The following is a 24,796-nucleotide window of genomic DNA, read 5'->3' on the forward strand; positions in this document are numbered from 1 at the left end:
GTGGCGAGGGTGTCGAGTATGATCAAGTTGGCCGCCATGGCCCTGATCGGAGCCGTATCGGCGGTGGGCGCGGCCCAGGCCGTGGTCAGCCTGGATCCGAGCACGCGGTCGGACGGCCTGCGCGCGGCCGTGGCCCACTTCGTTCCGGAACAACAACCCGCCGCCCCCGAGGGTGGCGCGGCCTCCATCGCCAAGGCCAGCGACGGCCACTATTGGGCGCAGGGCACCGTCAACGGGTCCAGCGTCCGCTTCCTGGTGGACACCGGGGCCAGCGCCGTGGCGCTCACCGCCGCCGACGCCCAGCGCCTGGGCTTCGACCCTGCCAAGTTGAACTATGCCTACAAGGTGATGACGGCCAATGGCGAGGCCAAGGCCGCCGCCGTCAAGCTGGCCTCGGTCTCGGTGGCCGGCGCCAAGCTGGCCGATGTCGATGCGCTGGTGCTCGACAAGGGGCTCGACGCCTCCCTGCTGGGCATGACCTATCTAGGCCGCCTCTCCAGCTTCCAGGCCACCCGCACCGCGCTGATCCTTCAGCCCTGACACCGCGGCCAAGGCCCGGTCGACCACGCTCAGGTCTGCGCCCGGCTTCACGCTTTCCACCGTCAGGATCCGCCGCCAGGTCCGCGCGCCCGGCGCGCCGTGGAATAGCCCCAGCATGTGGCGGGTGATCCCGGCCAGGTGCGCGCCGCGCTCCAGCTGGCGGGCGATGTAGGGCTTGTAGAGCTCCACCGCCTCGAAGGGATCGACGTCAGCCGCCGCGCCGAAGATGCGCCGGTCGGCCTGACCCAGGATGCCCGGGGTGTGATAGGCCGCGCGGCCCAGCATCACGCCATCGGTGTGGGCCAACTGGTCCTCGGCCGCGTCCAACGAACCGATGCCGCCATTGATCTCGATGGACAGCCCCGGCCGCTCGCGCTTCAGCCGGTGGACCAGGGGATAGTCCAGCGGCGGCACGTCGCGGTTTTCCTTGGGCGACAGGCCCTTCAGCCAGGCCTTGCGGGCATGGACGATGAAGGTGGTGACCCCGGCCTGGGCGCAGAGGTCCACCAGGGTGAACAGGCTCTCCTCCGGGTCCTGGTCGTCCACCCCGATGCGGCACTTCACGGTGGCGGGGATCGACACCGCCGCGCCGATGGCCGCCATGCCCTCGGCCACCAGGGCCGGCTCGCGCATCAGACAGGCGCCGAACCGGCCGCTCTGCACGCGGTCGGAGGGACAGCCGACATTGAGGTTGATCTCGTCATAGCCAAGATCCGCGCCGATCCTGGCCGCCGCCGCCAGGTCCGCGGGCTCCGACCCGCCCAGTTGCAGGGCGACGGGATGTTCGACCTCGTCAAACCCCAGCAGCCGCTCGCGGTCGCCGTGGAGCACAGCCCCCGTCGTCACCATCTCGGTATAGAGCAGGCTTTCGCGGGTCAGCACCCGGTGGAACGCCCGGCAATGCCGGTCCGTCCAGTCCATCATGGGGGCGACGGACAGTCGGTGGGAGGAATACGGCGCGGGCATTGGGTCTCAGGCGGCGAAGGGCGGGAGGCCGCGCAGGGGCGGCTCCGGCTCGCCTTAGCAGATACCGATCCGATCCGCACGGTCAGGCCGCCCGCGGACCTGCTCGCCCAGGGTCAGGCGGCCAGCTATCGCGGGCCGACCGGCCGGGGGCCTTCGCCAGCGACCGGCAAGCCGCAGGCCAGCAACTCCGACCAGATCTGCTCGGCGGTCTCGGCGAAGCGGAAGATCTCGAGATCGGCGGCGTCGGCCATCCCCGCCGCCACCAAGGCGTCGAAGTTGAGGATCGACCGCCAGTAGGCCTCGTCGAACAGCACCACGGGAATGCGGGGCGACTTGTCGGTCTGGCGCAGGGTCAGGATCTCGAACAGCTCATCCAGGGTCCCGAAGCCGCCGGGAAACACCACCAGGGCGCTGGCGCGCATGGCCAGGTGCATCTTGCGCATGGCGAAATAGTGGAAGCGGAAGGTCAGTTCCGGCGTGGAGTAGGCGTTCGGCCCCTGCTCGTGCGGCAGGCTGATGTTGAACCCGATGGACGGCGCCCCGACGTCGGCGGCGCCGCGGTTGGCCGCCTCCATGATCCCCGGCCCGCCGCCGGTTGCGATCACATTGTCCCGCATCCGGTCAGCCGTGCGGATCGCGCCGCCCCGCTGGGAGGCCAGGGTGCCGAACGCCCGCGCCGCGGCGTACCATTCCCCCGGCTTGCCGGGGCCGGACTCGGAAATCCGCGCGCTGCCGAACACAACCAGGGTCGACCGCACCCCCCAGGCGGCGAGCGCCTCGTCCACCTTGGAGAATTCCAGCATGAAGCGGACTCCCCGCATGGGAGAGCTCAGGAGGAAGTCCTGGTCCAGGGCCGCCAGCCGATAGGCGGGAGAGGTCAATTGCGCCGCGTTGGGCGCCGGTTCGCGGCTCGGCATGCAGGTTCCTTCGAGACGTGGGGCAGATTAGGGTCGCAAGCGGCGACCAACTTGATCTGGCGCAACGCGGCAAGGCCGGTAAGGGGCGATCCTGGGCTTGTTCTCCATGGGAGCAAAGTTCATGAATCCGGATCTCCAACAGGACATCGCCTCGATCCTTGAAGCCGGCAAGGACCTGACGCTGGCGACCCTCAGGCCGGACGGCGCCCCCCAGGCCACCACGGTGAGCTACGCCAGCCAGGGCCTTGAAATCTACTTCGGCTGCGGACAGCAGTCGCAGAAGGCGGGCAACCTGGCGCGCGATCCCCGGGTCTCGGCGACCATCGACCTGCCCTATCGCGACTGGGCGGAGATTCGTGGCCTCTCTCTCGGCGGCCGGGCGACCGAGGTCACCGCCCCCGACGACCTGGCGCGGATCGGACTGCTGTTCCTGGAGAAATTCCCAGAGGTCGCCCAGTATGTCTCCAGCCCGGTGGGCGAGATGGCGATGTTCCGGCTGCGGCCGCAGGTGATTTCGGTCCTGGACTACCGCAAGGGCTTTGGTCACACCGAACTCGTCCAGGTGGACGAAAACCTCTCCGCGACAGGCGCCCCGTCATGAAGCACGCCGTCATCGTCGCCCATCCCAATCCCGGCAGTCTGACCCGCGCGGCGGCGACGGCCTATGCGGAGGCTGTGGAAGCCCTGGGCCACCAGGCGATGATTCGCGACCTCTATCCGCTCGACTTCGACCCCCGCCTCCAGGCCGCCGAGATCCCCGGCGCGGCCGGCTATGCCTTCGGCGCCGACGTGCTGGAGGAACGCCGACTTCTGGCCGACGCCGACGTTTTCGCCTTCGTCTATCCGCTGTGGTTCAACGCGCCCCCGGCGATGCTGAAGGGCTATGTCGACCGCGTCTTCAGCATGGGCTTCGGCTACGGACCGGCCGCGGGGGGAACCGAACCGCTGCTGGAAGGCAAGAAGCTCATCAGCTTCAGCTTCTCGGGCGCGCCGGAGTCCTGGGTTCGCGACAGCGGCGCGCTTCGTGCCTTGATGACGGTGTTTGATCTTCACCTGGCCGCCGTCTGCGGGCTGCAGGTGCTGGATCACCGCCACATCGGCGGTATCGTTCCGGGCATCACCGACGAGGCCGTGGCCGACGTGCTGACGCAGGTGGGCCGAACCGTCACCGAGACCTTCAGCGGCGACCGCTCGGCGGCCGTTTGAATCGCATCCTCCAGGAGTATCCCCGTTGACCGTCAAGCTGACCTTTCACGGCGCCGCCGGCTGCGTCACCGGATTCTGCGCACGCCTTGAGGTGGATGGCGCCGCGGTGCTGATCGACTGCGGCATGTTCCAGGGCTCGAAGACCCTCAAGGCCCTGAACTACAACGACTTCCCCTTCGATGTCGGCAAGATCGACGCGGTGCTGCTGACCCATGCCCACATCGATCACTCGGGCCTGCTGCCCAAGCTGATGAAGGCCGGCTTCGAGGGGCCGATCTACGCCACCGCCGCCACCCGCGACCTGTGCGACATCATGCTGGCCGACGCCGGCGGCATCCAGGAGTCCGAGGTCCGACACCTCAATCGCCGGAATGAGCGGCGCGGCCGGCCCAGCGTCGAGCCCATCTACACCGAGCGCGACGCGGCCAAGGTGATGAAGCAGTTCACGAAGGTGAAGCTGGGGACCCCGGCGGCCATCCTGCCTGGCCTGACCGCCATCTACTGGGAGGCCGGCCACATCCTCGGCGCGGCCTCCATCGAGCTGCATGTCGAGACCGCGGAGGGGCCCATCAAGCTGCTCTTCTCCGGCGACATCGGCAGCGGCGGACGGGACTACTCCCCCGACCCCGACGGCCCCAGCGGGGTCGACCATGTGATCGTGGAGTCCACCTATGGCGACCGCGAGCGCCTGGATCTCGACGGCGAGGCCCGGCGCGGCGTCCTGACCCAGGAACTCCTCGACGCCCACGCGGCGGGCGGGCCGGTGCTCATTCCGGCCTTCGCCGTCGAACGCTCCCAGGAGCTGCTGGCCGACATCCTCACCATCATGGACGAGGGCCGCATCCCCAAGGCCGACATCTTCCTGGACTCGCCCCTGGCCATCGAGGCGACCGAGATCTTCCAGCGTCGCGGCTGGAACCGCACCACCGAGAGCAACCCCTTCGAGGATCTGCATTCGGGAGGGCGGCTGCGGTTCCTTCGCAAGCCCAAGGAAAGCGACAGTCTCGAGAAGCTGAGGGGTTGGCACCTGATCATGGCCGCCAGCGGCATGTGTGACGCCGGCCGCGTGCGGCGGCATCTGAAGCGGCTGCTCTGGCGCAAGGACGCCACCGTCCTGTTGTCAGGGTTCCAGGCCATGGGGACGCTGGGCCGCATCCTGCAGGATGGAGCCAGCCGGGTCTCGATCGAGGGCGAGCAGATCCAGGTCCGGGCGCGCATCCGCGCCCTGGACGTCTATTCCGCCCATGCCGACGCGACGGGCCTGACCAACTGGGTGAAGGCGCGCGGACCGGTCGCCGGGCAGGTCTTCCTCCTGCACGGCGAGCCCGCCGCCCGGGAGGGTCTGCGGACACGCCTGGTGACGGCCGGAATCCAGCCCGACGCCATCGCCTTGCCGGGGATGGACGAGGGTTATGTCCTGACCGCGTCCAAGGCCCAGCCGGCCGGCGAGGCGGTCCACCGCATCGCCGCCCGCGCGGTAGCCGCCCCTGACTGGCACAATGCCCGAGCCGGCTTGCTGATCGAACTCGACCAGGCCCTGCAGGCCGCGGGCGACGACCCGGCGCGCGAGCAGTTGCTGGCCGCCTTCCGGCAGGCCCTGACGGCGGCCAAGGCGGCGCCTCCGCCCGCGGCCCCCTGAGGTCGGCCGAAGTTCTAGACGTGGACCTCGCCGTAGTCCTTGCCGTCCCAGTACTTGAGCTCCTTGGCCTTCACGTGGATCAGGGTCAGGCCCGGCGTGTCGACGCCCTGGTCGAACCACTTGTCGAGGTCGGAGTTCCAGTGGTCGGCAAAGGCCGCCTTGTCGCGGATCAGGTCGGCGGCGCCGCTGACGGCGATGTAGAGGCCGTGCTTGCCCTGATAGCCCAGGCCGACCTGCGGATTGGCCGCGATCTCGTTGGCGACATCGGTGCTGGCGTCGGTGAAGAAGTAGGCGTCTCCGTCGTAGTCGACATCCTTGTTGTTGCTCATCGGCCGCCCGGCGATCGCGCCGCCCGAGGTCACGGTCGATAGGATGGCGATGTCGATGTGCCGCATGTCTTTGGCGATATCGGCGAGGGATTTGTCGGCCACGGGAAAGCTCCTTTGAGAGGTGTGCTCTCCGCAATCCCGGACGGGCGCGCTGGTTCCTGCGTCTGGAAGACGACAGAGCCGGCGCGCCCTGCGAACTAGCCGGCGGCCTTCAGCTCCGACAGGGTGGGATAGTCGGTGTAGCCCTCGGCGCCGGGCGCATAGAAGGTCGCCAGATTCCACCGGTTCAACGGCGCCCCGGTGCGAAGACGCTCGACCAGGTCGGGGTTGGCCAGGAAGTCCTTGCCGAAGGCCACGGCGTCGGCCCAGCCGGCGTCGAGGGCGGCCTGGGCGCTGGCGCCGGTGAACTTCTCGTTGGCGATATAGACGCCGCCGAACGCCTTCTTCAGCTGCGGCCCCAGGCTGTCGGGGCCTTCGGCCTCGCGGGCGCAGAGGAAGGCCAGCTTGCGCTTGCCCAGTTCGGTGGCGACATGGGTGAAGGTGGCCGTCAGGTCGCTGTCGCCGACGCTGTGGGCGTCGCCGCGCGGGGCCAGGTGCATGCCGACCCGGTCGGAGCCCCAGACCGAAACGGCGGCGTCGGCGCATTCAAGCATCAGCCGGGCGCGGTTGGCGATGGAGCCGCCATACTGGTCGGTGCGCTGATTGGAGCTGTCCTGCAGGAACTGGTCGAGCAGGTAGCCATTGGCGCCGTGCAGCTCCACCCCGTCAAAGCCGGCCTTCTGGGCGTTCTGGGCGCCCAGGCGGAAGGCCTCCACCACATCCTGGACCTCGCTGGTCTCCAGGGCGCGCGGGGTCGGATAGGGCCGCTCGGGACGCAGCAGGCTGACATGGCCCTTGGCGGCGATGGCGCTGGGCCCGACCGGCGCGCGGCCGTCCAGGAAGCTCGGATCGGAGATGCGGCCCACGTGCCAGATCTGCATGAAGATGCGGCCGCCCGCGGCATGCACCGCCGAGGTCACCTGCCGCCAGCCTTGAGTCTGTTCGGCTGACCAGACGCCGGGCACGCCGGCATAGCCCACCCCCATCGGATCGACCGGCACGCCCTCGGAGATCAGCAGGCCCGCCGAGGCGCGCTGCTCGTAGTACTTGGCCATCAGGGCGTTGGGGACGCGGCTGTCACCTGCGCGGCTGCGGGTCAGGGGCGCCATGATCACCCGGTTGGGCAGGGTCAGGTCGCCGATGACGAGGGGATCGAAGAGCGAAGGCATGGAGCGTCCTTGAGCTGGCGCGGAACAGCGGTCCCCCCACATAGGGGACCGCCCCGCCCGTGCCCAGGGGACGGCGCCGCTTTCGCCGTCCCCGCGCGCGAGGCCTGGGCTTCACGCGGCCCCGACCGCCGATCCGCGGGTGCGCCAGACCGAATAGGCGATCCCGCAGGCCAGCAGGGCCAAGGTCACCCCCAGGGACACCGGGGCCGGGAACTTCTCCCACCCCATGGCCTCGGCCACGAACACCTTGCCGCCGATGAACACCAGCAGGGCGGCCAGGGCCTGTTTCAGATAGGCGAAGCGGTCAATCACCGCGCCCAGGGCGAAGTAGAGCGCCCGCAGGCCAAGGATGGCGAAGATGTTGGAGGTGTAGACCAGGTAGGGATCGGTGGTGATCGCGAAGATCGCCGGCACGGAGTCGACGGCGAAGATCAGGTCCGCCAGCTCGATGGTCACCAGCACCATCAGCAGGGGGGTGGCGAACAGCACCGGCCGGCCGCCCGGCCCGGGCTCCCGCACCACGAACCGCGCGCCCCGGAAGCCATCGGTGAGCCGCAGGTGGGAGGCGGCCCAGCGATATAGGGCATTGTCCCGCGGATCCTTGGCCTCGGCCTTGGCCAGGAACATCCTGACCCCCATCACCATCAGGAAACCGGCGAAGATCAGCAGCACCCAGTCGAAGCGCGCCACCAGGGTCGCGCCGAACCCAATCATCACGGCGCGCAGCACGATCACCCCGAGGATCCCCCAGAACAGCACCCGATGCTGATAAGCGGTCGGGACCGCGAAGGCCGCGAAGATGCTGGCGATGACGAAGACATTGTCCAGGGCCAGGCTTTTTTCCACCAGGAAGCCTGTCAGGTACTCCATGCCGGCCTGGGGCCCCAGTTCTCCCCAGACCCAGGCCCCGAAGCTGAGGCCCATCAGGATGTAGCCTGCCGACAGGGCCAGGCTCTCCCGCACTCCGATGGTTCTCTGTTTCCGGTGCAGCACCCCCAGGTCCAGCACCAGCAGGATCGTCACCACGGCGGCGAAGATCAGCCACATCCAGAGCGGCTTGCCCATCAAGGGCGCGAACAGCATGTCCAATATCTTGTTCCCCAGAAAGGAGGCGCCTCGCGCCCCTTCGCGGTCCGACATCACGATCAAGACGATCGCCAGAGGGGCCCGGACCGCTCATGAATTGATGGACCGCCGGCGCGGGGTCGCCCCGCGCCGGCGGCGGAAGGTCCTGCAGACGGGCCTGTGGCCCGCCCTAGACGGGCCGCCTCACACCCGGATGTCGAGGGTCTGGCCGGTCACCCGGCGCGGTGCGAGGTTGGTGGTCACCGGCGCAAGCCCCTCCACCGGGCGTCCGGTGGGGGAACTGGCGTGGGACGCCGCCAGGGTCGTGGCCTGGGCCAGAACCCTGGACTCCACCCGCAGCCAGGGCGCCGGGGGCGCGAAGGCCGAGATTCTCATCGCCGCCCCCTGGCGGCCATGAGGTCGAAGGCGTCGGCCTCCAGGTCCAGGAGATGGCAGATCCGCAGGATCGCGGCCCGCTCCTCGGCGTCGAAGCCTCCGTCGGCGGCGGCGATCGAGCAGGCCGCGGCCACCAGCAGATGGGCGGGACCGGCCCGGCCGCGCAGACGCAGGATCGCCGCTTCGGCCACCGCCTCCCCGTCGTCAGGATCCTTGTCGAAACGGCCGATCAGGGCCTCGAAGGCCTGCACCGCCTCATCCACCCCGAACAGACCCAGGGCCGGAAGGCCCTGGACCCGGGCCACAAGACGCCGCCGCTCCTCGGCCGTGACCCATCCGTCCGCATGGGCCACCAGGGCGCAGGCCGCCACCAGGGCGTCCAGTTGCAGGCTATCGCCCGGGGTCCAGGCCTCGGTCATCAGGCTGGCGCTCGTGGGCCGCCGGCTGGAAAGGTTCATGTCGAATACCTCCTCTGTTGGGAGGATGCGCCCGAAACTCCGGGGGAGCTGGAGAGGACCCCGGCATCGGGCGCACCCGATGCGGTCCGACATCACGATCACGGTGATCGTCAGAGGGGCCCGGCCCGCTAATCCGATATGGGACGGCGCGCGGCGGCCTCAAGTCCCCGGCGATGAATTCGCCGCATGCCCATGATCAGACTCGCAAATCGCCCTAGCCGCGAACGTCGGCGTCAGCCGCCGCCAATCCGCGAGGCCAGGTCGGCCACGAGATCCTCCAGCTGATCCAGGCCCGAGTTCGTGCCCGCCTCGAAGCCGCCGCCGATGTGCATCCTGGCGATCTCGTCGCTGGCGAACACGGTGTGCAGGGTCAGCCTGGTCTTGCCGTCCACCGGCTGGAAGGTGACCGTGACCACCATCATCTTCTCGAAGTTGAAGCCGTTGTCGTAGACGATCTTCTGGTCGGGAACGATCTCCAGATAGGTCCCGCCGAAGGGCTCGTTCTGCACCCCGCTGGGCCCGGTCATGGCGAACTTGAACGTGCCGCCGACCCGGAAGTCGATCTCCGCCAGGGTCACCGGCCAGCCCACCGGCCCGAACCAACGCATGATGTGCTCGGGCCGAGAATAGGCCTCGAACAGCAGGGCGGCGGGCGCATCGATGATGCGGGTGAGGGTGATCTCGCGCTCGGGCTCGACGGAACTCATGAGGGCTCTCCCTTGGCCTGCAGGTCTTTCACATAGGCTTCCAGCTGGTCGAGGCTCTCGTCCCAGAAGCGGCGGTAGTCGCCGATCCAGCGGGCCGCCTCGGCTAACGGCCTGGCGTTCAGCCGCACCGGCCGGAACTGGGCGTTACGGCCCCGCGAGACCAGTCCGGCACCTTCCAGCACCTTGAGGTGCTTGGAGATCGTCGGCTGGCTGAGGTCGAAGGGCGCCACCAGCTCATTGACCGTCGCCTCCCCGTCCGCCAGCCGCGCCAGGATCGCCCGCCGCGTCGGGTCGGCCAAGGCGCCGAATACCCGGTCCATCTGTTGGGTCGCCGCCTGCATACATCGTCATCCAGCTATATTGCCGAATAACTATATTAGGAAGGAAGGGTGCGTCAAGGGCCGCCGCGTTCGACGAGCGCAGGACAAAGCCCAACAAACGCGCAGTTTCATCCTGACCGGCCTTGGCGCCCGCCACGGCGTTTGCCCCCCACCCCCACGCGCCTAAGCTCCCCCCAGGGCCAACCCTGGGGGACTTCCACATGACCGCGCGCGCCGAGCTTGCCGACGAGGCCTGCTCCGACCTCATCAGCCGCGGCTATTCACGACGCAGCCTCGGCAAGGTGCTCAGCCTGTTCGCCGCCGCGCCCGCGCTCGGCACGGCGCTGGCCGCGCCGGCCGCCGCCCAGGCCGCCACCGGCATGGTGCTGATCGGGGCCAACGAGTGCTGGACCGGGCCGCTGGCCCCCGGCGCGTCGGCCGCGGCCGACGCCATCGCTACCGGCAACCGCTACACCGGCTCCCAGCGCGACGCCTTCGCCAAGGCCGTGGCCTCGGTGGAGGGCGTGCCCGCCGGCCACGTCATGGCCTGGGCCGGCTCCAGCGACCCGATGGCCCGGATCATCGTCACCTACTGCTCGCCGACCCGAGGCCTGGTGGTGGCCGACCCCACCTTCGAACTGGCCGAGAGCGTCGCCCGCTACATAGGGGTGAAGGTGGCCAAGGTCCCGCTGAAGGCCGACTACGGCCACAACGTGAAGGCCATGCTGGCCGCCGATCCCAACGCCGGGGTCTACTACATCTGCACCCCGAACAATCCGAGCGCGACCCTGACCAGCCTGCCCGATGTGGAGTGGCTGATCGCCAACAAGCCGGCCGGCTCCATCGTCCTGCTGGACGAGGCCTATATCCACTTCTCCGAGGCCAGGCCGGGCGCCTACCTGGCCGCGCAGGGCAAGGAGGTGATCGTCCTGCGCACCTTCTCCAAGCTGTTCGGCATGGCCGGAATGCGCCTGGGCGCAACCATCGCCCGGCCCGACCTGATGGCCAAGACCCTGCGCTATGACGGCATGATGGCCAGCTACGCCCTGCCAAACCCGTCCCTGGTCTGCGCCACGGCCAGCCTGACCGAGGCCAAGCTGATCAAGGCGAGGCGCGACGAGATGATCGCGGTGCGCACCAAGTCCCTGCTGCTGCTCGACAAGCGCGGCATCGAGCATGTGCCCTCGGACGCCAACTTCTTCATGGTCGACTGGAAGAAGCCGGCCAAGGAGGTCCAGGCCGCCTTCGCCAAGGAGAACGTCGCCATTGGCCGATCCTGGCCCATTTGGCCAACCCGCAGCCGCGTCACCGTCGGCTCGGCGGCCGAGATGGCCGCCTTCGACGCCGCCGTGGTGAAGCTGAACCTCTAGGCTGCGCGGGCCAGGCGGGTCTGTCGCGCCAGCTGGCGGAAGGAGATCAGGCGTTCGCTGGACTCGTCCCACAGCGACAGCGGCACCGCCCGGAGGCTCTGCGGCACGCTCAGCCGGCTGACCATCTTCAGCTCCGGGTGGTCCTTCAGCACGGTCGGCAGCCGGTAGAACGGGATGCGGCTGGAGATGTGATGCACGTGGTGCACGCCGATATTGGCGGTCATCCAGCGGAGCGGCTGCGGCAGGTGGTAGTGCGAGGCGCCCTTGAGCGCCGCTTCGGTCATGTCCCAGTCGTCCCGGCGCGCCCAGTAGGCGCCCTCGAACTGATGCTGGACGTAGAATAGCCACACCCCGATGGTGGCGGCGATCAGCATGGTCGGCAGGTTCACCAGCAGCAGGGCCTGCCAGCCAGCCAGCAGGGCCACGATCACCAGGAAGGTCACGATGGCCAGGTTGGTGCCCATGGCGCTGAGCCAGGGCCGCCAGCCGCCCCTCATCAGGCCGCTTGGCAGGCGCTGCTCCAGCAGGAAGACATAGGCCGGGCCGATCCCGAACAGCACCAGCGGATGCCGATACAGCCGGTAGCCGATCCGCCGCCACAGCGGCAGGGCGCGGTACTCGTCCACGGTGAGGGTCAGGATGTCCCCCAGGCCCCGGCGGTCCAGGTCGCCGGAGGTGGCGTGGTGGATGGCGTGGGTCTGCCGCCAGCAGTCGTAGGGGGTCAGGGTCAACACCCCGATCACCCGGCCGATCCAGTCATTGGCGTGCCGGTTGCGGAAGAAGGCGCGGTGGCTGCAATCGTGCTGCACCATGAACAGGCGCACCAGGAACAGGGCGGCCGGAACCGCAAGCAACAGGGCCAGCCACCAGAGCCCGAAGTGCGCCGCCGCCCACGCGGCGCCCCAGATCGCCGCCAGGGGGGCGGCGGTGATCACGATCTCCAGGATCGAACGGCCGGTGTTTGGCTGCTGGTACGCAGCCAGGCGCTGGCGCCAGGTGCGGGTGTCGGAACTCGGCAAGGTCGTGCGTCTCGCAAAGGCTGGGACACCCCGCATAGCACTGCGATTGAGTCGGTTTGACGTCAGCCTTGCGCGCCGTCCGCCGCGGCCCGCAGCTTGCCGGTGTCCAGCCTGGCCATCTGCATCATGGCCGCGATGACCCGGCTGACGCGCGCCGAATCCGGATCAGACATCAGGACGCCGAGCTCGACCGGGACCACCTGCCAGGACAGGCCGAAGCGGTCCTTCAGCCAGCCGCACTGGCCAGGGGCGCCGCCATCGGCCAGCAGGGCGTCCCAATAGTGGTCCACCTCCGCCTGATCCTTGCAGTCGATGACGAAGGAGGTGGCCTCGCTGAACTTGAACATCGGGCCGCCGTTGAGGCCCGTGAAGCGCACGCCATCGAGTTCGAACTCGACGGTCATGACGCCCCCCGCCGGTCCGGGACCGCCTTCCCCATGGCGGTCGAACTTCCCGAGCTTGGAGTTGGGGAAGATCGAGACGTAGAAGCTCGCGGCCTCTTCGGCCTGATCGTCGAACCACAGACACGAACTGACGATGCTCACGGGGACGTCCTCCTTGGGTTGCTATCCCAAGGACGAACCGCCGCGGCCCGCTCCGACAGGCCCCGCCGACGATACCGTCAGGTGGACTGGGTGTTGTCGGGCAGGTTCAGGATGCGCTTGGAGATGATGTTGTTCTGGATCTCGACCGAGCCGCCATAGATCGACATCGCCTTGCCCGACAGCCAGCCGCGAACGGTCTCGATCTCTTCCTGATTGAACTCCGCGCCCTGCCAGCCCAGGCCCTGATGGCCCATGATCTCCAGAGTCAGTTCGGCGCGGCCCTGCGACACCACCGTGGCGGAGTTCTTCAGCACCGAGGCGCCGTTGGTGGCGCCCGAGGCCTCCTTCGATTCCGCCATCACCCGGGCCAGGGTCAGGCCGTGGATGCGGGCGTCCATCAGGTGCCGGGTCAGGCGCGTGCGCAGGTCCAGGTCGGCGATGCGGCCGTCAGCGTCGACCTCCACATAGCGCTTGGCGATCTCGTTCAGCGGCACGGTGCGGCCCCCGCCGCCGGTCCCGGTCTGGCTGGCGCGCTCGTGCTGCAGCAGGCGCTTACCCACCGTCCAGCCGCCGTTCAGCTGCCCCAGCAGGCCGATCTTCTCGGCCCGCGCATCGGTGAAGAAAGTTTCGCAGAACGGCGAGGCGCCGGCGATCAGGGCGATCGGCCGCGGATCGATGGCCTTCTGGTGCATGTCGATCAGCATGAAGCTGATCCCCTCATGCTTCTTGGCCGAGAAGTCGGTGCGGACCAGGGCGCCGCACCAGTCGGAGTACTGGGCCCCGCTCGTCCACGTCTTCTGGCCGTTGATGACGTAGTGATCGCCGGCGTCCTCGCACTTCATCTGCAGGGAGGCCAGGTCAGAACCCGCGCCGGGCTCGGAATAGCCGACGCACCACTGGACGTCGCCGCGCACGATGGGCGGGATGTGCTGCTTTTTCTGCTCATCGGTGCCGTAGTCCATGATCGTCGGGCCGATCATGGTCACGCCCATCCCGAACATCAGCGGGTTGAAGGCGCCGATCTTGCCCATCTCCTGGGCCAGGACCTTGGCCTGCTGGGGCGACAGACCGCCGCCGCCATATTCCGCCGGCCAGGTGGGGGTGGCCCAACCCTTCAGGCCGATGGCCTTGCGCCAGGCCTTGAGCTCAGCGTTGGTGGTGGTCACCTCGGTGGCGGCCAGGAACCCCTTGCCCTTCAGCGAGGTCGGGAAGTTGGCCTCCAGCCAGGTCTTGGCTTCGCCACGGAATTCCTCGAGTTCGAGGTCGCCTCCGAAATCGGCCATATCGTTTTCTCCCGCGGATCGTTCGTTGGCCCTAGTCTAAGCCTCTGAAACGGCGCGCCAAGTGTGACGTGGCGGCAGGCACGCAAACGAAAACCGCCGACGCTGGGGGGACCAGCGCCGGCGGCTTCCACGCCTTGCGGCGTAAGGGAGTTACATCGAGGCGACTTGGCTCGAACCCTCGACGCGGGCCAGCTGGCGCAGTTGCACCTTGGCCGAGCGCACGGCGCCGGTGACGCAGGCGCGGTAGTCGGGGGCGTAGTCGTTGGTCGCCTTGCAGACGGTGTCGGCGGCGGCGGCGATGTCGGCCTGGATCTGGACGTTCGAGCGGCCCGCCAGGGCGACCCGGACGGTGGCGACGGCGGCGCGGCCATCTTCGAGCTTGGCGGCGCGAACCGGGGTCGGCGCCGCGGCCTGGCGGTCGCGGTTGATGGCGTTGAAGTCGGAATTCGCCTTGCGGACCGAGGTGTTCCAGCAATCGCCGGCCGCCGCGCCGCAGACGGTCGTGGCGGCGTCGCGGATTTCAGCTCGCACCTGGGCCACGGTCTTGCCGGTCAGGGCGATGCGGACGCTCTGCACGTTCAGCTGCGACGACGGGGCTTCCGCGGCAAAGGCGGGGACGGCGAAGGCGGCGACGGTGGCGGCGAGGGCGAAAGCGGCAAAGGTCTTCATGGCGTGTTCCCGACTGCTGTTTGTGTTTTGTTTATTGATTGAACTTGTCGAGAACGCTTTTCCGCTATTCGCTTTAAACTGTGGTTTATCAACACAGTGAATAAGGATTTAATCAAATCTGTATTTTGAATTACTTTCTGTATACACAAACAGTCGCCGGGAGAGGCCGGCAAACGCGCCCACTTGCTGCGGGCCAAGGCCCGCAAACAGCGTGTTGATAAGGGGTCAGGCGGTCTTGCGGCGGGGGCGCCGCGCCGTGGTCAGTCTTCGCGGTGGTTGCCGACCGAGACGTTGAGATCCGTCAGCAAGCCGTTTTCCAGCGAATAGACCAGACCGTGCACGCACAGATCCTGGCCGCGGGCCCAGGCATCCTGCACGAAGACATCGGTGGCCACATTCTTGACCTGGCGGATCACGTTCAACTCGCACAGCCGGTCCAGCCGCGCGGTGTCGGTGTCGAGGGCCTCCAGTTCGCACCGGTGCTCCTCATGGACCTCGCGGATCGGATGCAGCCAGTGATCCACCAGGCCGCGCCGCTCGCCGTCCACCGCCGCGGCCACACCGCCGCAGCCATAGTGACCCACCACCATGATGTGCTTCACCTTCAGCACATCGACGGCGAACTGCAGGACCGAGAGGTAGTTGGCGTCCTGCGGCGGGGCCAGGTTGGCGACGTTTCGGTGCACGAACAGCTCGCCGGGATCGAGATCGACGATCTCATTGGCCGGGACGCGGCTGTCGGAACAGCCGATCCACAGATAGTCCGGCGCTTGCTGGCCCTTCAGCCGCTTGAAGAAGCCGGGATCAGCCGCGACCTTGCGCGCGGCCCAAGCCTTGTTGTTCGCCTTCAGGTGATCGAGCATGGCCGCGCCATACCCCCGCCCGCCCGTCGCCGCAACCCCGCCTCAAGCCTCTCTCGGCCCCGGCCAGACCTCCCGCGCGCCCTGCGCCGCCACCGACATGCCGACGCCTTCGCTGGCGCGCACCGGCAGACCGGAGGGATCAAAGCCATCCAGGCAGAAGACGTTGACCTCATACATGTCGGGCGCCGCGCGCTTGCGGTGGAAGACGTAGATCCCACAGGTCCGGCAGAAGTGATGTCGCGCCCGGTGGGTGTTCCATTGATAGACGCCCAGCTGGTCTTCCCCCGACAACACCGTCAGGGCGTCCTGCCGCACCCGCACCATCCGCGCGTTCTTCTTCACGCACAGCGAACAGTCGCACGCGGTCACGTGATCGATCTCCGCCTCGATGGTGAAGGTCACCGCCCCGCAATGGCAGGAGCCGAGATGACGGGGCATGCGGGTCTCCGGTCGCGCCTCCCAGGACGGGAGGCGCTTTCAGGAAACCCTCTAGGCGAGGCCGACCAGGGCGGCAAACACCATGACCGTACCGGCCATGCCGACGGCCCAGGCCAGCGGCCGCAGCATCGGGACGCCGAACATGTAGAGCACCGCGTGGGCGACCCGCGAACAGAAGAACAGTTGCGCGCCGAGGACCGTGGTTCCGCTGGAAACCCCGGCCACCGCCGCCACCAGCACCAGGGGGGCGAACATGGCCAGGCCTTCGCGATGATTGTCCACCACCCGCTTCATCCGCGCATGGAAACCGCTCGGCGGCGGCAGGCCGTCGCGGGAGTTGGCGAGGGGAACCAGGCCCTGGGCGCGGATCCCGGCCAGCGCCTGGACAAAGACCAGCACGAAAAGCAGGCCGACCGAATAGGCCAGCATCGTCAGTTCAACACTCATGATTTCCGCCCCGAATGCGCTTCCTGTTGAAGCTTCACCTTGCGAGCTTCCGCTGGCATGACGGGAGCGTCAACCTTTGCCGGCCGAGGCCACGCCTCGCGAGGTCGCGGCCTCCTCATCCCGTGCTAGGCTGAACCCGGATCCGAGCCAGGCATTATCCCCGGGGTCGGTGATGAGGGAGACGCCCATGCGTTCGATGTTGTTGGCCACCACCGTGGCGGCGCTTGGCTTGGCCGGCTGCGGCCAGGGACTCTCCGACCCCTTCGCGGGCTTTGGCCCCAAACCCGCCCTGCCGACCCCGACCAAGAGCGCCTTGCCGACGGTGAAGGTCGCCAAGTTCGTGGGCTGGCCCAAGGACGCCGCCCCCACGGCGCCGCCCGGCTTCGTCGTCACCCGCTTCGCCGACGGCCTGGATCACCCCCGCTGGCTGCTGGTCCTGCCCAATGGCGACGTGCTCGCCGCGGAGTCCTCGACGGAGGCCGGCAAGCCGCAGAACGTCAAGGACTGGGTGGCGCAGTTCGTCCAGAAGCGCGCCGGGGCGCTGCAGAAGAGCCCCAACAAGATCATGCTGCTGCGCGATTCCGACGGCGACGGCGTGGCCGACACCAAGGCGATCTTCGCCCAGGGTCTGAAGCGGCCCTTCGGCATGGCCCTGGTGGGCGACACGCTCTACGTGGCCAACGACGACTCCATCGTTGCCTTCCCCTATTCCGAGGGCCAGACCCAGGTGCAGGGGACCGGGACCAAGGTGTTCGCCCTGCCGGGCGGGCCGATCAACCACCACTGGACCAAGAACATCATCGCCAGCCCCGACGGTCAGAAGCTGTACGCCACCGTCGGCTCCAACTCGAACGTGGGCGAAAACGGCCTCCCCGCCGAGGCGGGCCGCGCCCAGATCGTCGAGTTTACCCTGCCCGAGGGCCCCAGCCGTCCCTACGCCACCGGCCTGCGCAATCCCAACGGCATGGATTGGGAGCCCACCACCGGCAAGCTGTGGACCGCCGTCAACGAGCGTGACGAACTCGGGAACGATCTGGTCCCCGACTACATGACCAGCGTCACGCCCGGCGGCTTCTACGGCTGGCCCTATAGCTATTACGGCCAGCACGTGGACACCCGCGTCAGCCCGCAGCAGCCGGACCTGGTGGCCAAGGCCCTGGTTCCGGACTACGCGCTCGGCCCTCACACGGCCTCCCTGGGCCTGGCCTTCTACCGGGCCGACGCCTTTCCGGCGGCCTACAAGGGCGGAGTCTTCATCGGCCAGCACGGTTCCTGGAACCGCAGGCCGTTGAACGGCTACCGCGTGGTCTTCATTCCCTTTGCGAACGGCAAGCCCTCAGGTCCGCCGCAGGTCTTCCTCACCGACTTCCTCAACGCCAAGGAAGAGGCCCAGGGCCGGCCTGCGGGCGTGGCGGTGGACAATACAGGCGCTCTGCTGGTGGCCGACGACAGCGGCGACATCGTCTGGCGCGTGGCGAGCGCGAACCCGCCGCCCGCCCCCGTCCAGACGCCGCCCAAGCCCTAGAAACTCTTGCGGATCCGCAGGTTCCACATACGGCCAAAGCGCAGGTCGCGCACGTCGGTATAGGCGAGCGCGCTGCGGTCGCGCGGCCCGGCATAGACCTCGCGGGTGCGCTGTGCGCTGCGCTCGGTGACGTTCATCAGCTCCAGCCGAACGCTGAGGTCGGGCCTGGGCTTGTACTCCCCGAACAGGGTGACCCAGGTGTCGAGCTTGCGGGTCTCGATCTCCGACAGGCGATAGGCGCGGTCGCGCCAGCCATAGGCGTCGTTGGCGTTGGAGCCGCCCCGGTTGACGTCGATCCCCCAGTTGGATTTCCACCGGGCCAGGTCCTGGGTGAAATGCAGGTCCCATTCCACATGGCGCAGGCCGGAGATCTGGCGCGCCTGCGAGGTCAGCGGGTCGGTCACCTCCGAGCGCCGCCAGATGGCCTGGGCCTTAAGCTGGGCCGCCGGGATGTGGAAGCGATCCAGGGGCAGGCTGAGACTGGCCTGCACCTCATCCTTGGTCCCCTTGCCGATATTGCCCGGCGCGTCCGCGACGCTGCCGCCAGGCCCGAAGATCGGCGCGCGGTCGATGACATCGGTGAGTTCGTAGTGGCGCAGGGTCAGGATCGCCGCCCCGCTCTTCCAGAACCGCTGCTCCACAGCGGCCTCCACCACCCAGGCCTGCTGCGGCGACAGGTCGGGATTGCCCGCGATCACGGTGCCGGTGTTGGCCACCGACGACGGGGCGACGAAGTCGTCGAAGTTCAGCTGCCCCACCTCGCGCTCGACCCGCAGGCGGACCTGGGTGTTGGGCGTCGCCGACCAGGTTACCGCCACGCGCGGCTTGGTGAACTGGAGCTGCTTCTCCAGCAGCACATCCCCCTCTGACACGATGGTTGAACGCTCCTGGCGCAGACCCGCCTCGACGGAGACGGCGTCGTTGGGACGCCAGGTCGCCGTTGCGAAGAGCTCGCCGCGCTTCTCGGTGACCAGCACGCTGGCGGCCGGCAGGCGGACCTTCACCGCATTCTGGAGCAGCGTCGTGGTGTTATCGAGCTTGTTGTAGGCCGCCTCGGCGCCGAACTCCCAGGTCAGGGCCGGCGACTGGGCGAAGCGCACATGCCCCCGCCCGACGCTTTCCGTCGTCTTGCGGTCGCCCTCGAACTGCCGGATCAGGTTGGCGCCTTCGAACCGCGACTTGGTGGTGTTGTTGTTCCACTGCTGGAAGGCCACCGCCTCCAGGTCCAGGCGCGGCGACAGCGGGCGCGTAAAGCGGCCGCCCACCTCGGCCTGCAGCCGGTCCATGGTGTCGTACTGGTATTCCTTGCCGCCCGGGAACCGGAAGCGGTCGGTGATCTCCGCCGAATAGGGGGTCATCATGTAGGCTGCGTTCAGCCGCAGCTTGCCCCCGGCCAACGGGGTCTCATAGGCGCCGGTGGTCCACTGCTTGAGGCCCTTCCCGTCGGCGTCCACGTCGGAGAGGATCAGGATCGAGCCATTCGCCGCGGTGCGGATGCGTTGGCCGTCGCCCAGCTGGTCATCGGGACCGTAGCCCAGGATGATCGAGGCCTCCGCTGAGCGCCCCCCGGCCCAACGCCACTGGCCCTCGGCGCGGAAGCTGCCCAGGACGCGACCGTCGTAGAGGGCGTAGGCGCCCGTCGTCGTCGCGCCGCGGAACCCGGCCGTCGACTTGCGCACCACGTTGACCACCACGGTGCGGCCCTGCATGTCGATACCCGGCGCGCCGCCGCGGATCAGGTCCACATGGGCCACCGCGGCCGCCGGGATGCGCTTGAGGATCTCGTCGAGGGCGTCGTTCTTGGCCACCGCCGGCTCGCCGTCGATCAGCACGTTGCCGCCCGATCCGGCCAGGCCACGCACCACCGTCCCCTTGTCGAAGGAGAAGCCCGGCACTCGGATCACCATGTCGTACGCCGTCGAGGGCGAGGACTCGGCGAAGAAGGCTGTGGGATAGGCGATCACCCCGGTTTCGGAGGTGGCGGCCTTGGCAGGGGTCACCGCGGCCGACGGCTCGGCCGCGGCCAGGGCGGCCACCGCCGCCGCGATCATCAGCATACTCATCACGCGCCCCTCCCCAGGAACAGGGACGTTTCTGGCTTACTTCGTAAGCTCTCGCCACCCAACACCACCTCGATGGGGCGATTCGCCCCGCCCTGCGGCTTTGGCGTAACAAGATTGGTGGATCAGACTCGTCCGGTGACCGGGATCAGGGTGCCCGTGACCGCGCTGGCGGCCGGGGAGGCCAGGAACAGGATCACCGCGGCCAGTTCGCCGGTGGTCACCCAGCTGGCGAAATCGGCGCCCTGCATGTCGGCGCGGTTGGTGGGGGTGTCGATGATCGAGGGCAGGACGGCGTTGACCGTGACCTGGCCCTTCAGTTCCTCGGCCAGGCTCTCGGTCAGGCGATGGACCCCGGCCTTGGAGGCGGCATAGGCGCCCATGCCAGCGCCCGACCTCACCGCGCCATTGGCCCCGATATTGACGATGCGGCCCGCTTCGCTGGCCCGCAGGTGCGGGATGGCCGCGCGGCTCGCATTGGCGGTGGTCTTGACGTTCATGGCGTAGAGCCGGTCCCAGACCGCCGGATCGCCGTCGGCATGGGTCTGCCAGGCGAAGCCGCCGGCCACATTGACCAGCACGTCCAGGCCACCGAACCGAGCGGCCGCCTCATCCAGGGCCGCCTGGGCGCTGCTGGGATCGGTGAGATCGACGCCGGAAAGCGCCAGGGCGTCCGGGCCACAGGCCTCGAGCAATCCCTCGGGCGCGGTCTTGGCGAAGTCGATGAGGGCGACCTTGGCCCCCTGCCCGGCCGCGGCGCGGGCGACCGCGGCGCCGAGAATTCCGAACGCGCCGGTGACGGCGACGATGCGTGGCTGGCTCAAGTCAGTCCCCAAGGCTGCAAGGCTTCCTTCTCCCGCACGGGGAGAAGGAAGCCAAGGCGCTTAGAGGCGTTCGACGATGGTCACATTGGCCATGCCGCCGCCTTCGCACATGGTCTGCAGGCCGTACTTGCCGCCGGTGGACTCCAAGGCGTTCAGCAGGGTGGCCATCAGCTTGGTGCCCGAGGCGCCGAGCGGGTGGCCCAGCGCGATGGCGCCGCCGTTGATGTTGATCTTGTCGCGCGGCACGCCCAGCGACTTCATGTAGGCCACCGGCACCGAGGCGAAGGCCTCATTGACCTCGAAGAGGTCGATGTCGTCGACGGTCATGCCGGCGCGCTTCAGGGCGCGTTCGGTGGCCGGCAGCGGGGCTTCCAGCATGATGACGGGATCGTGGCCCAGCAGGCTCATGTGATGGATGCGGGCCAGCGGCTTGACGCCCAGTTCCTTGAGGCCCTTCTCGGAGACGATCATCACGCCCGAGGCGCCGTCGCAGATCTGGCTGGAGGAGGCCGCGGTCAGGCAGCCGTCCTCGCGCAGCAGCTTCACGCCCTTGATGCCCTCAAGGCTCGCTTCGAAGCGGATCCCTTCATCAACGGTGTGCAGGGTCTTGTTGCCCTCGGCGTCGGTCACCTCGATGGCGACGATCTCGTTCTTGAAGGCGCCGGCCTGGGTGGCGGCGATCGCGCGCTGGTGGGACTGGAAGCTGAACTCGTCCATTTGATCGCGGTTCAGGCCGTACTTCTTGGCGACCATCTCGGCGCCGACGAACTGCGAGAACTGGATGTTGGGGTACTGTTCCTGGATGCCCGGGCTCATATAGGTGCCAAAGCCGTTCTGGGCCGGTAGGGCCGCAGACAGACCCATCGGCACGCGGGTCATGCTCTCGACGCCGGCGGCGATGACGATGTCCATGGTGCCGCTCATCACGGCCTGGGCCGCGAACTGCAGGGCCTGCTGCGAGGAACCGCACTGGCGGTCGACGCTGGTGCCGGGGACGCTTTCGGGCAGGCGCGACGCCAGCACGGCGTTGCGGCCGACATTGATCCCCTGCTCGCCCACCTGGCCGACGCAGCCCATGATCACGTCCTCCACCAGGGCCGGGTCGGCCTTGGTGCGGTCGATGAGGTCATTGAGGACATTGGCGGCCAGATCGACCGGATGCCAGTCCTTCAGTTTGCCACCCTTGCGGCCGCCGGCCGTGCGTGAGGCCGCGACGATATAGGCTTCGCCCATGGTTCCGCTCCCTTTGGAATTGCGCGTCTCTTGCGCGTCGGAAAGCTAACTAAGCGGGCGCCGTCACGGAAGCCAACGGGGCTCGCACTCAGGCCAGATTACAGCGCTCTCGAAATGGGCCACAAGCGTTGCCTGAATCCGGCGGAACCCAGATCCCATGACCCTGAAACGCCGCGTGGATTTCCTGGCCCACCTGCTCAAAGCCACCTTGCGGCAGCACCATCGGGAGCTGACGCCGGTCTTCGCGCCCCACATCCCCAATGAGGCCGTGGTGATCGACGTGGGGGCCCACGCCGGACAGTTCTCGAAACTGTTCGCCAGGATGGCCCCGCGGGGCCGGGTCTATGCCTTCGAGCCGTCCGCCTATGCGCGCTCCATCCTCACCCGGTCGCTGGCCTTCAACCGGCTGGACCACGTGAAGGTGATCCCCATGGGGTTGTCGGACGCGCCCGCCGAACTGATCCTGCGCACCCCGATCAAGGCGCGGGGCGGCCTCGGCTTCGGCATCGCCCACTTCGGCGAGGACGGCGCTGACACTCGCGACACCCTGGACCAGGTGGTCCCGCTGACCACGCTGGACGCCTTCGCCGAGCAGGAAGGGCTGAGCCGGCTGGACTTCCTGAAGGCCGATGTCGAAGGCTGGGAGGTCAATGTGCTGAGGGGCGGCCTCGGAACCTTGGCGAAACACCGCCCGGCCCTGTTCCTGGAAATCTCGGACGCGTCCCTCGCCCGCGCCGGCGCCAAGCCCACCGACATCTGGGACATCCTGCGGCCCCTTGGCTACCGCGCGCTCAAGGCGCCCGACTTCGTGGCGGTGGACGGCTATGCCGGGGTCGAGGACTATCTGTTCGTGGCCGACTAGACCGGCAGCAGGCTCCCCAGCCGCTCGCCGTCCAGCTTGAAGCTGGTGGGCAGGACCCGCGGATTGGGCTTCTGCAGCTTCAGCGCCTTGGCGCCGCGCGCCACCGCCAGCTTGCCCAGCGCGCCCGGCGTGAATCCGTTCTGGATGCGCGGCCGTTGCGCGCCCAGCCGGCGGCGCAGGACGCCGTTGGCGTAGATCACGTTGGCGCGCATCAGGGCCTGGGGCGTCATGAATTCGATGGAGAGCGAGACGTTGAGCATCGGGCCGTTCTCGATCCGGTGCGGGGCGTTCTGGGCCCAGGTGACCATCTTGCCGGGCGTCAGGTCGTGGACCTCCGCGCCCTTGTCCCAGGCGGGGTCGAAGGCGAACTGCTCGGCGGTCTCCCGCAGCACGATCTTCTCCAGGGCCTCGTCGCCCACATAGGGGTCGGCCACCGGATAGACCCAGACTCGCTTGCGGCCGCGCAACTGCCAGAGCGACACCAGCGGCACGTCCAGATGGTAGAAGACCTGGGCGTTGGCCGAGGAGATCAGCATGCCCAGGTCGCGCTTGAAGGTCCGCAGGCCCGGCGCGTGGGCCGCCTTCTCGGCGAAGATCTCGTCTCCCAGGGCGGCGTATTCGGGCAGGTGCAGGTTGGTCTCGCGCAGGTTCAGCCAGATGCGCCCCGACTGGGCGGCCTCCAACAGCTTTGACCCGGTCAGCGTCCCGGCCGAACCGCGCCGCCAGGTGGTCCAGGCCACGGGGTCCTCGCCCATGGTGAAGACGCCCAGCTTCTCGCGCGGATAGCGGTCCAGCAGCGCCTCGAGCCCGGCGTCGTCGAACATCGGCCGCGCGTGCAGATCGTGCTCGAAGGCCAGGTTCGACCGGGTGAAGGCGGCGCCCTTTTCCGGCGTCCAGTCTTTGATGATGCTCATGTCGGAGCCCTCAGGCCGTAGAAGTGAATCTTGAAGGGACCCCACCACAGGGTCTTGCCCAGGCCGCGCGCGGCGCGGTCCAGGGTGAAGGCGAAGCGCGGGCTGCGGACCAGCCACTGAACGGCGGCGATCAGGCCGAACACCCCGGCCTGCCCCATCCCGATGGCCATCCAGCGCGCGACGCCCAGACGGTCGGGCGGGGTGCTGATGGCGCAGTGGGCCGAGGGCCCCTGCCCGTAGGCGAAGGCCCGGGCGATCGTGTAGTCCAGGGTCAGGCGGCTGGGCACGGGGTCTTCCCAGACCCAGGCGTCGGGCGCCCAGGCGAAGGTCGCGCCCTTGGCCTTCATGCCGCCGAACAGCAGATCGTCCTCACCGCCGATGTGGTTGCGCAGCGCCGAGAACGGGGCCTTCGGATCCGGCAGGCTGGCGCGGCGCAGCAGACTGTCGCCACAGCCGTAATAGTGATCGATCACCCCCTCGCGCGGGCCGTCGCCGACCCGGGAGAAGAACCATTCCAGATAGGCGCGGTGCTTGACCAGGCCTGCGGGCGCGCGGCCGCGCACCGGGCCGAACACCACATCGGCGTCGTACCTGGCCTGCGCGGCCAGCAGGGCGGCCAGCCAGCCGGCCGGCGCCTCCTCGTCGTCATCCAGGAAGGCGATGAAGTCACCCCGCGCCTTGGCCATGGCCGCGTTGCGGGCGTTGGCCACGCCGGGCTCAGGCTCGTGCACATAGACCACCGGGAACGGCGCGTCGGCCGCCAGGGCCTGGACCAGGGCTTTCGCCGAGGGGACCTGGTCATTGTCCACCACCACCAGCTCCAGGGTCGCGGGATCAACGCCGGCCTGGAGGAAGGTCGAGCGCGCAGCCGTGGCCAGTCCATCCAGCCGGCGCTGGGTGGGAATGATCAGGCTGACACGCGGCGTGGCCATG

The 24,796-nt window shown here is 68.5% G+C and carries 28 protein-coding genes; 7 read left to right on the top strand and 21 right to left on the bottom strand.

Annotation, left to right across the window (positions count from 1 at the left end; translation table 11 throughout):
• Positions 1-18 precede the first annotated feature (18 nt).
• Positions 19-540 (top strand): TIGR02281 family clan AA aspartic protease, encoded by a 522-nt coding sequence (locus Q7J39_RS06215; protein WP_304821521.1) that lies wholly within the window; start codon positions 19-21, stop codon positions 538-540.
• Here Q7J39_RS06215 and dusA read toward each other — a convergent pair.
• Both dusA and Q7J39_RS06225 read right to left on the bottom strand, forming a co-directional pair.
• Positions 484-1,506 carry a tRNA dihydrouridine(20/20a) synthase DusA gene (gene dusA, locus Q7J39_RS06220; protein ID WP_304821523.1) on the bottom strand — a complete coding sequence of 341 codons (1,023 nt, stop codon included), beginning with the start codon at positions 1,504-1,506 and terminating at the stop codon, positions 484-486. The two genes, Q7J39_RS06215 and dusA, sit on opposite strands and share 57 nt — an antisense overlap.
• 125 nt (positions 1,507-1,631) lie before the next feature.
• Entirely contained in the window at positions 1,632-2,423 is a 792-nt protein-coding gene (locus Q7J39_RS06225; protein ID WP_304821525.1) for an LOG family protein, read from the bottom strand.
• 121 nt (positions 2,424-2,544) lie between these two features.
• Here Q7J39_RS06225 and Q7J39_RS06230 point away from each other — a divergent pair, with 121 nt between their 5' ends.
• The 3 genes from Q7J39_RS06230 to Q7J39_RS06240 are packed head-to-tail and all read left to right on the top strand — an operon-like array spanning position 2,545 to position 5,268.
• Entirely contained in the window at positions 2,545-3,024 is a 480-nt protein-coding gene (locus Q7J39_RS06230; RefSeq protein WP_304821527.1) for a pyridoxamine 5'-phosphate oxidase family protein, read from the top strand.
• Positions 3,021-3,629 carry an NAD(P)H-dependent oxidoreductase gene (locus Q7J39_RS06235; protein ID WP_304821529.1) on the top strand — a complete coding sequence of 203 codons (609 nt, stop codon included), beginning with the start codon at positions 3,021-3,023 and terminating at the stop codon, positions 3,627-3,629. The genes Q7J39_RS06230 and Q7J39_RS06235 overlap by 4 nt, the downstream gene beginning before the upstream one ends.
• 25 nt (positions 3,630-3,654) lie before the next feature.
• Positions 3,655-5,268: an MBL fold metallo-hydrolase gene (locus Q7J39_RS06240; protein ID WP_304821531.1), complete on the top strand. Its 1,614-nt coding sequence runs from the start codon at positions 3,655-3,657 to the stop codon at positions 5,266-5,268.
• Between the two features lie 14 nt (positions 5,269-5,282).
• Here the strand turns inward: Q7J39_RS06240 and Q7J39_RS06245 are convergent, their stop codons facing one another.
• The 7 genes from Q7J39_RS06245 to Q7J39_RS06275 form a co-directional block, all read right to left on the bottom strand.
• Positions 5,283-5,699: a pyridoxamine 5'-phosphate oxidase family protein gene (locus Q7J39_RS06245; protein WP_304821532.1), complete on the bottom strand. Its 417-nt coding sequence runs from the start codon at positions 5,697-5,699 to the stop codon at positions 5,283-5,285.
• A 95-nt stretch (positions 5,700-5,794) separates the two neighbouring features.
• Positions 5,795-6,865, bottom strand: a complete 1,071-nt coding sequence (locus Q7J39_RS06250; protein WP_304821534.1) for an alkene reductase — start codon at positions 6,863-6,865, stop codon at positions 5,795-5,797.
• Between the two features lie 111 nt (positions 6,866-6,976).
• Complete coding sequence (locus Q7J39_RS06255) at positions 6,977-7,948, bottom strand: TerC family protein (protein ID WP_304821536.1); 972 nt, start codon at positions 7,946-7,948, stop codon at positions 6,977-6,979.
• Between the two features lie 186 nt (positions 7,949-8,134).
• Positions 8,135-8,326 (bottom strand): hypothetical protein, encoded by a 192-nt coding sequence (locus Q7J39_RS06260; protein ID WP_304821538.1) that lies wholly within the window; start codon positions 8,324-8,326, stop codon positions 8,135-8,137.
• Positions 8,323-8,784 carry a TerB family tellurite resistance protein gene (locus Q7J39_RS06265; RefSeq protein ID WP_304821540.1) on the bottom strand — a complete coding sequence of 154 codons (462 nt, stop codon included), beginning with the start codon at positions 8,782-8,784 and terminating at the stop codon, positions 8,323-8,325. The genes Q7J39_RS06260 and Q7J39_RS06265 overlap by 4 nt, the downstream gene beginning before the upstream one ends.
• Positions 8,785-9,017: 233 nt before the next feature.
• Entirely contained in the window at positions 9,018-9,491 is a 474-nt protein-coding gene (locus Q7J39_RS06270) for an SRPBCC domain-containing protein (protein WP_304821542.1), read from the bottom strand.
• The gene (locus tag Q7J39_RS06275) at positions 9,488-9,832 is read right to left on the bottom strand and encodes a helix-turn-helix transcriptional regulator (RefSeq protein ID WP_304821544.1); all 345 of its coding nucleotides are present in this window, start codon (positions 9,830-9,832) and stop codon (positions 9,488-9,490) included. Before Q7J39_RS06275 ends, Q7J39_RS06270 begins: the two co-directional genes overlap by 4 nt.
• A 200-nt stretch (positions 9,833-10,032) precedes the next feature.
• Here Q7J39_RS06275 and Q7J39_RS06280 point away from each other — a divergent pair, with 200 nt between their 5' ends.
• Entirely contained in the window at positions 10,033-11,181 is a 1,149-nt protein-coding gene (locus Q7J39_RS06280; protein ID WP_304821546.1) for a pyridoxal phosphate-dependent aminotransferase, read from the top strand.
• Here the strand turns inward: Q7J39_RS06280 and Q7J39_RS06285 are convergent.
• The 7 genes from Q7J39_RS06285 to Q7J39_RS06315 form a co-directional block, all read right to left on the bottom strand.
• Positions 11,178-12,200, bottom strand: coding sequence for a fatty acid desaturase (locus Q7J39_RS06285; protein WP_304821549.1), 1,023 nt, complete (start codon positions 12,198-12,200; stop codon positions 11,178-11,180). The two genes, Q7J39_RS06280 and Q7J39_RS06285, sit on opposite strands and share 4 nt — an antisense overlap.
• A 62-nt stretch (positions 12,201-12,262) precedes the next feature.
• A complete protein-coding gene (locus Q7J39_RS06290) occupies positions 12,263-12,745 on the bottom strand; it encodes a VOC family protein (RefSeq protein WP_304821551.1) in 483 nt (160 codons plus the stop codon).
• Between the two features lie 77 nt (positions 12,746-12,822).
• The gene (locus tag Q7J39_RS06295) at positions 12,823-14,028 is read right to left on the bottom strand and encodes an acyl-CoA dehydrogenase family protein (RefSeq protein ID WP_304821553.1); all 1,206 of its coding nucleotides are present in this window, start codon (positions 14,026-14,028) and stop codon (positions 12,823-12,825) included.
• Positions 14,029-14,178: 150 nt separating this feature from the next.
• On the bottom strand, positions 14,179-14,697 hold the full coding sequence (locus Q7J39_RS06300; protein ID WP_304821555.1) for a hypothetical protein: 519 nt from the start codon (positions 14,695-14,697) through the stop codon (positions 14,179-14,181).
• A 260-nt stretch (positions 14,698-14,957) separates the two neighbouring features.
• A complete protein-coding gene (locus Q7J39_RS06305; RefSeq protein WP_304821557.1) occupies positions 14,958-15,560 on the bottom strand; it encodes a carbonic anhydrase in 603 nt (200 codons plus the stop codon).
• A gap of 42 nt (positions 15,561-15,602) precedes the next feature.
• Complete coding sequence (locus Q7J39_RS06310) at positions 15,603-15,998, bottom strand: GFA family protein (RefSeq protein WP_304821559.1); 396 nt, start codon at positions 15,996-15,998, stop codon at positions 15,603-15,605.
• A 51-nt stretch (positions 15,999-16,049) separates the two neighbouring features.
• Complete coding sequence (locus Q7J39_RS06315; RefSeq protein ID WP_304821561.1) at positions 16,050-16,445, bottom strand: MAPEG family protein; 396 nt, start codon at positions 16,443-16,445, stop codon at positions 16,050-16,052.
• Positions 16,446-16,632: 187 nt separating this feature from the next.
• On the opposite strand from Q7J39_RS06315, the gene Q7J39_RS06320 reads away from it, so the two are divergent.
• Positions 16,633-17,970, top strand: coding sequence for a sorbosone dehydrogenase family protein (locus tag Q7J39_RS06320; protein WP_370689999.1), 1,338 nt, complete (start codon positions 16,633-16,635; stop codon positions 17,968-17,970).
• Here the strand turns inward: Q7J39_RS06320 and Q7J39_RS06325 are convergent.
• From Q7J39_RS06325 to Q7J39_RS06335, 3 genes are all read right to left on the bottom strand, one after another.
• Entirely contained in the window at positions 17,967-20,033 is a 2,067-nt protein-coding gene (locus Q7J39_RS06325; protein WP_304821563.1) for a TonB-dependent siderophore receptor, read from the bottom strand. The two genes, Q7J39_RS06320 and Q7J39_RS06325, sit on opposite strands and share 4 nt — an antisense overlap.
• A gap of 122 nt (positions 20,034-20,155) precedes the next feature.
• Entirely contained in the window at positions 20,156-20,854 is a 699-nt protein-coding gene (locus Q7J39_RS06330) for an SDR family NAD(P)-dependent oxidoreductase (RefSeq protein ID WP_304821565.1), read from the bottom strand.
• A 60-nt stretch (positions 20,855-20,914) separates the two neighbouring features.
• Positions 20,915-22,087: an acetyl-CoA C-acetyltransferase gene (locus Q7J39_RS06335; protein WP_304821567.1), complete on the bottom strand. Its 1,173-nt coding sequence runs from the start codon at positions 22,085-22,087 to the stop codon at positions 20,915-20,917.
• Between the two features lie 157 nt (positions 22,088-22,244).
• Here Q7J39_RS06335 and Q7J39_RS06340 point away from each other — a divergent pair, with 157 nt between their 5' ends.
• Positions 22,245-22,949, top strand: coding sequence for an FkbM family methyltransferase (locus Q7J39_RS06340; protein ID WP_304821569.1), 705 nt, complete (start codon positions 22,245-22,247; stop codon positions 22,947-22,949).
• Here the strand turns inward: Q7J39_RS06340 and Q7J39_RS06345 are convergent.
• Together Q7J39_RS06345 and Q7J39_RS06350 are read right to left on the bottom strand one after the other, a co-directional pair.
• Entirely contained in the window at positions 22,946-23,863 is a 918-nt protein-coding gene (locus tag Q7J39_RS06345) for a hypothetical protein (RefSeq protein WP_304821571.1), read from the bottom strand. The genes Q7J39_RS06340 and Q7J39_RS06345 overlap by 4 nt on opposite strands.
• Positions 23,860-24,795 (bottom strand): glycosyltransferase family 2 protein, encoded by a 936-nt coding sequence (locus Q7J39_RS06350; RefSeq protein ID WP_304821572.1) that lies wholly within the window; start codon positions 24,793-24,795, stop codon positions 23,860-23,862. Before Q7J39_RS06350 ends, Q7J39_RS06345 begins: the two co-directional genes overlap by 4 nt.
• Position 24,796: the final 1 nt, after the last annotated feature.

This window comes from Phenylobacterium sp., assembly GCF_030651185.1.
In the GTDB taxonomy this organism is placed as follows: domain Bacteria; phylum Pseudomonadota; class Alphaproteobacteria; order Caulobacterales; family Caulobacteraceae; genus Phenylobacterium.

What these genes read in the sequence shown, in the direction of transcription:
- Q7J39_RS06215 (WP_304821521.1), top strand. Translation starts at nt 19, where the DNA reads ATGATCAAGTTGGCCGCCATGGCCCTGATCGGAGCCGTATCGGCGGTG.
- dusA (WP_304821523.1), bottom strand. Translation starts at nt 1,506, where the DNA reads ATGCCCGCGCCGTATTCCTCCCACCGACTGTCCGTCGCCCCCATGATG.
- Q7J39_RS06225 (WP_304821525.1), bottom strand. Translation starts at nt 2,423, where the DNA reads ATGCCGAGCCGCGAACCGGCGCCCAACGCGGCGCAATTGACCTCTCCC.
- Q7J39_RS06230 (WP_304821527.1), top strand. Translation starts at nt 2,545, where the DNA reads ATGAATCCGGATCTCCAACAGGACATCGCCTCGATCCTTGAAGCCGGC.
- Q7J39_RS06235 (WP_304821529.1), top strand. Translation starts at nt 3,021, where the DNA reads ATGAAGCACGCCGTCATCGTCGCCCATCCCAATCCCGGCAGTCTGACC.
- Q7J39_RS06250 (WP_304821534.1), bottom strand. Translation starts at nt 6,865, where the DNA reads ATGCCTTCGCTCTTCGATCCCCTCGTCATCGGCGACCTGACCCTGCCC.
- Q7J39_RS06255 (WP_304821536.1), bottom strand. Translation starts at nt 7,948, where the DNA reads ATGCTGTTCGCGCCCTTGATGGGCAAGCCGCTCTGGATGTGGCTGATC.
- Q7J39_RS06260 (WP_304821538.1), bottom strand. Translation starts at nt 8,326, where the DNA reads ATGAGAATCTCGGCCTTCGCGCCCCCGGCGCCCTGGCTGCGGGTGGAG.
- Q7J39_RS06265 (WP_304821540.1), bottom strand. Translation starts at nt 8,784, where the DNA reads ATGAACCTTTCCAGCCGGCGGCCCACGAGCGCCAGCCTGATGACCGAG.
- Q7J39_RS06270 (WP_304821542.1), bottom strand. Translation starts at nt 9,491, where the DNA reads ATGAGTTCCGTCGAGCCCGAGCGCGAGATCACCCTCACCCGCATCATC.
- Q7J39_RS06275 (WP_304821544.1), bottom strand. Translation starts at nt 9,832, where the DNA reads ATGCAGGCGGCGACCCAACAGATGGACCGGGTATTCGGCGCCTTGGCC.
- Q7J39_RS06280 (WP_304821546.1), top strand. Translation starts at nt 10,033, where the DNA reads ATGACCGCGCGCGCCGAGCTTGCCGACGAGGCCTGCTCCGACCTCATC.
- Q7J39_RS06295 (WP_304821553.1), bottom strand. Translation starts at nt 14,028, where the DNA reads ATGGCCGATTTCGGAGGCGACCTCGAACTCGAGGAATTCCGTGGCGAA.
- Q7J39_RS06300 (WP_304821555.1), bottom strand. Translation starts at nt 14,697, where the DNA reads ATGAAGACCTTTGCCGCTTTCGCCCTCGCCGCCACCGTCGCCGCCTTC.
- Q7J39_RS06305 (WP_304821557.1), bottom strand. Translation starts at nt 15,560, where the DNA reads ATGCTCGATCACCTGAAGGCGAACAACAAGGCTTGGGCCGCGCGCAAG.
- Q7J39_RS06310 (WP_304821559.1), bottom strand. Translation starts at nt 15,998, where the DNA reads ATGCCCCGTCATCTCGGCTCCTGCCATTGCGGGGCGGTGACCTTCACC.
- Q7J39_RS06315 (WP_304821561.1), bottom strand. Translation starts at nt 16,445, where the DNA reads ATGAGTGTTGAACTGACGATGCTGGCCTATTCGGTCGGCCTGCTTTTC.
- Q7J39_RS06320 (WP_370689999.1), top strand. Translation starts at nt 16,633, where the DNA reads ATGCGTTCGATGTTGTTGGCCACCACCGTGGCGGCGCTTGGCTTGGCC.
- Q7J39_RS06325 (WP_304821563.1), bottom strand. Translation starts at nt 20,033, where the DNA reads ATGAGTATGCTGATGATCGCGGCGGCGGTGGCCGCCCTGGCCGCGGCC.
- Q7J39_RS06335 (WP_304821567.1), bottom strand. Translation starts at nt 22,087, where the DNA reads ATGGGCGAAGCCTATATCGTCGCGGCCTCACGCACGGCCGGCGGCCGC.
- Q7J39_RS06340 (WP_304821569.1), top strand. Translation starts at nt 22,245, where the DNA reads ATGACCCTGAAACGCCGCGTGGATTTCCTGGCCCACCTGCTCAAAGCC.
- Q7J39_RS06345 (WP_304821571.1), bottom strand. Translation starts at nt 23,863, where the DNA reads ATGAGCATCATCAAAGACTGGACGCCGGAAAAGGGCGCCGCCTTCACC.
- Q7J39_RS06350 (WP_304821572.1), bottom strand. Translation starts at nt 24,795, where the DNA reads ATGGCCACGCCGCGTGTCAGCCTGATCATTCCCACCCAGCGCCGGCTG.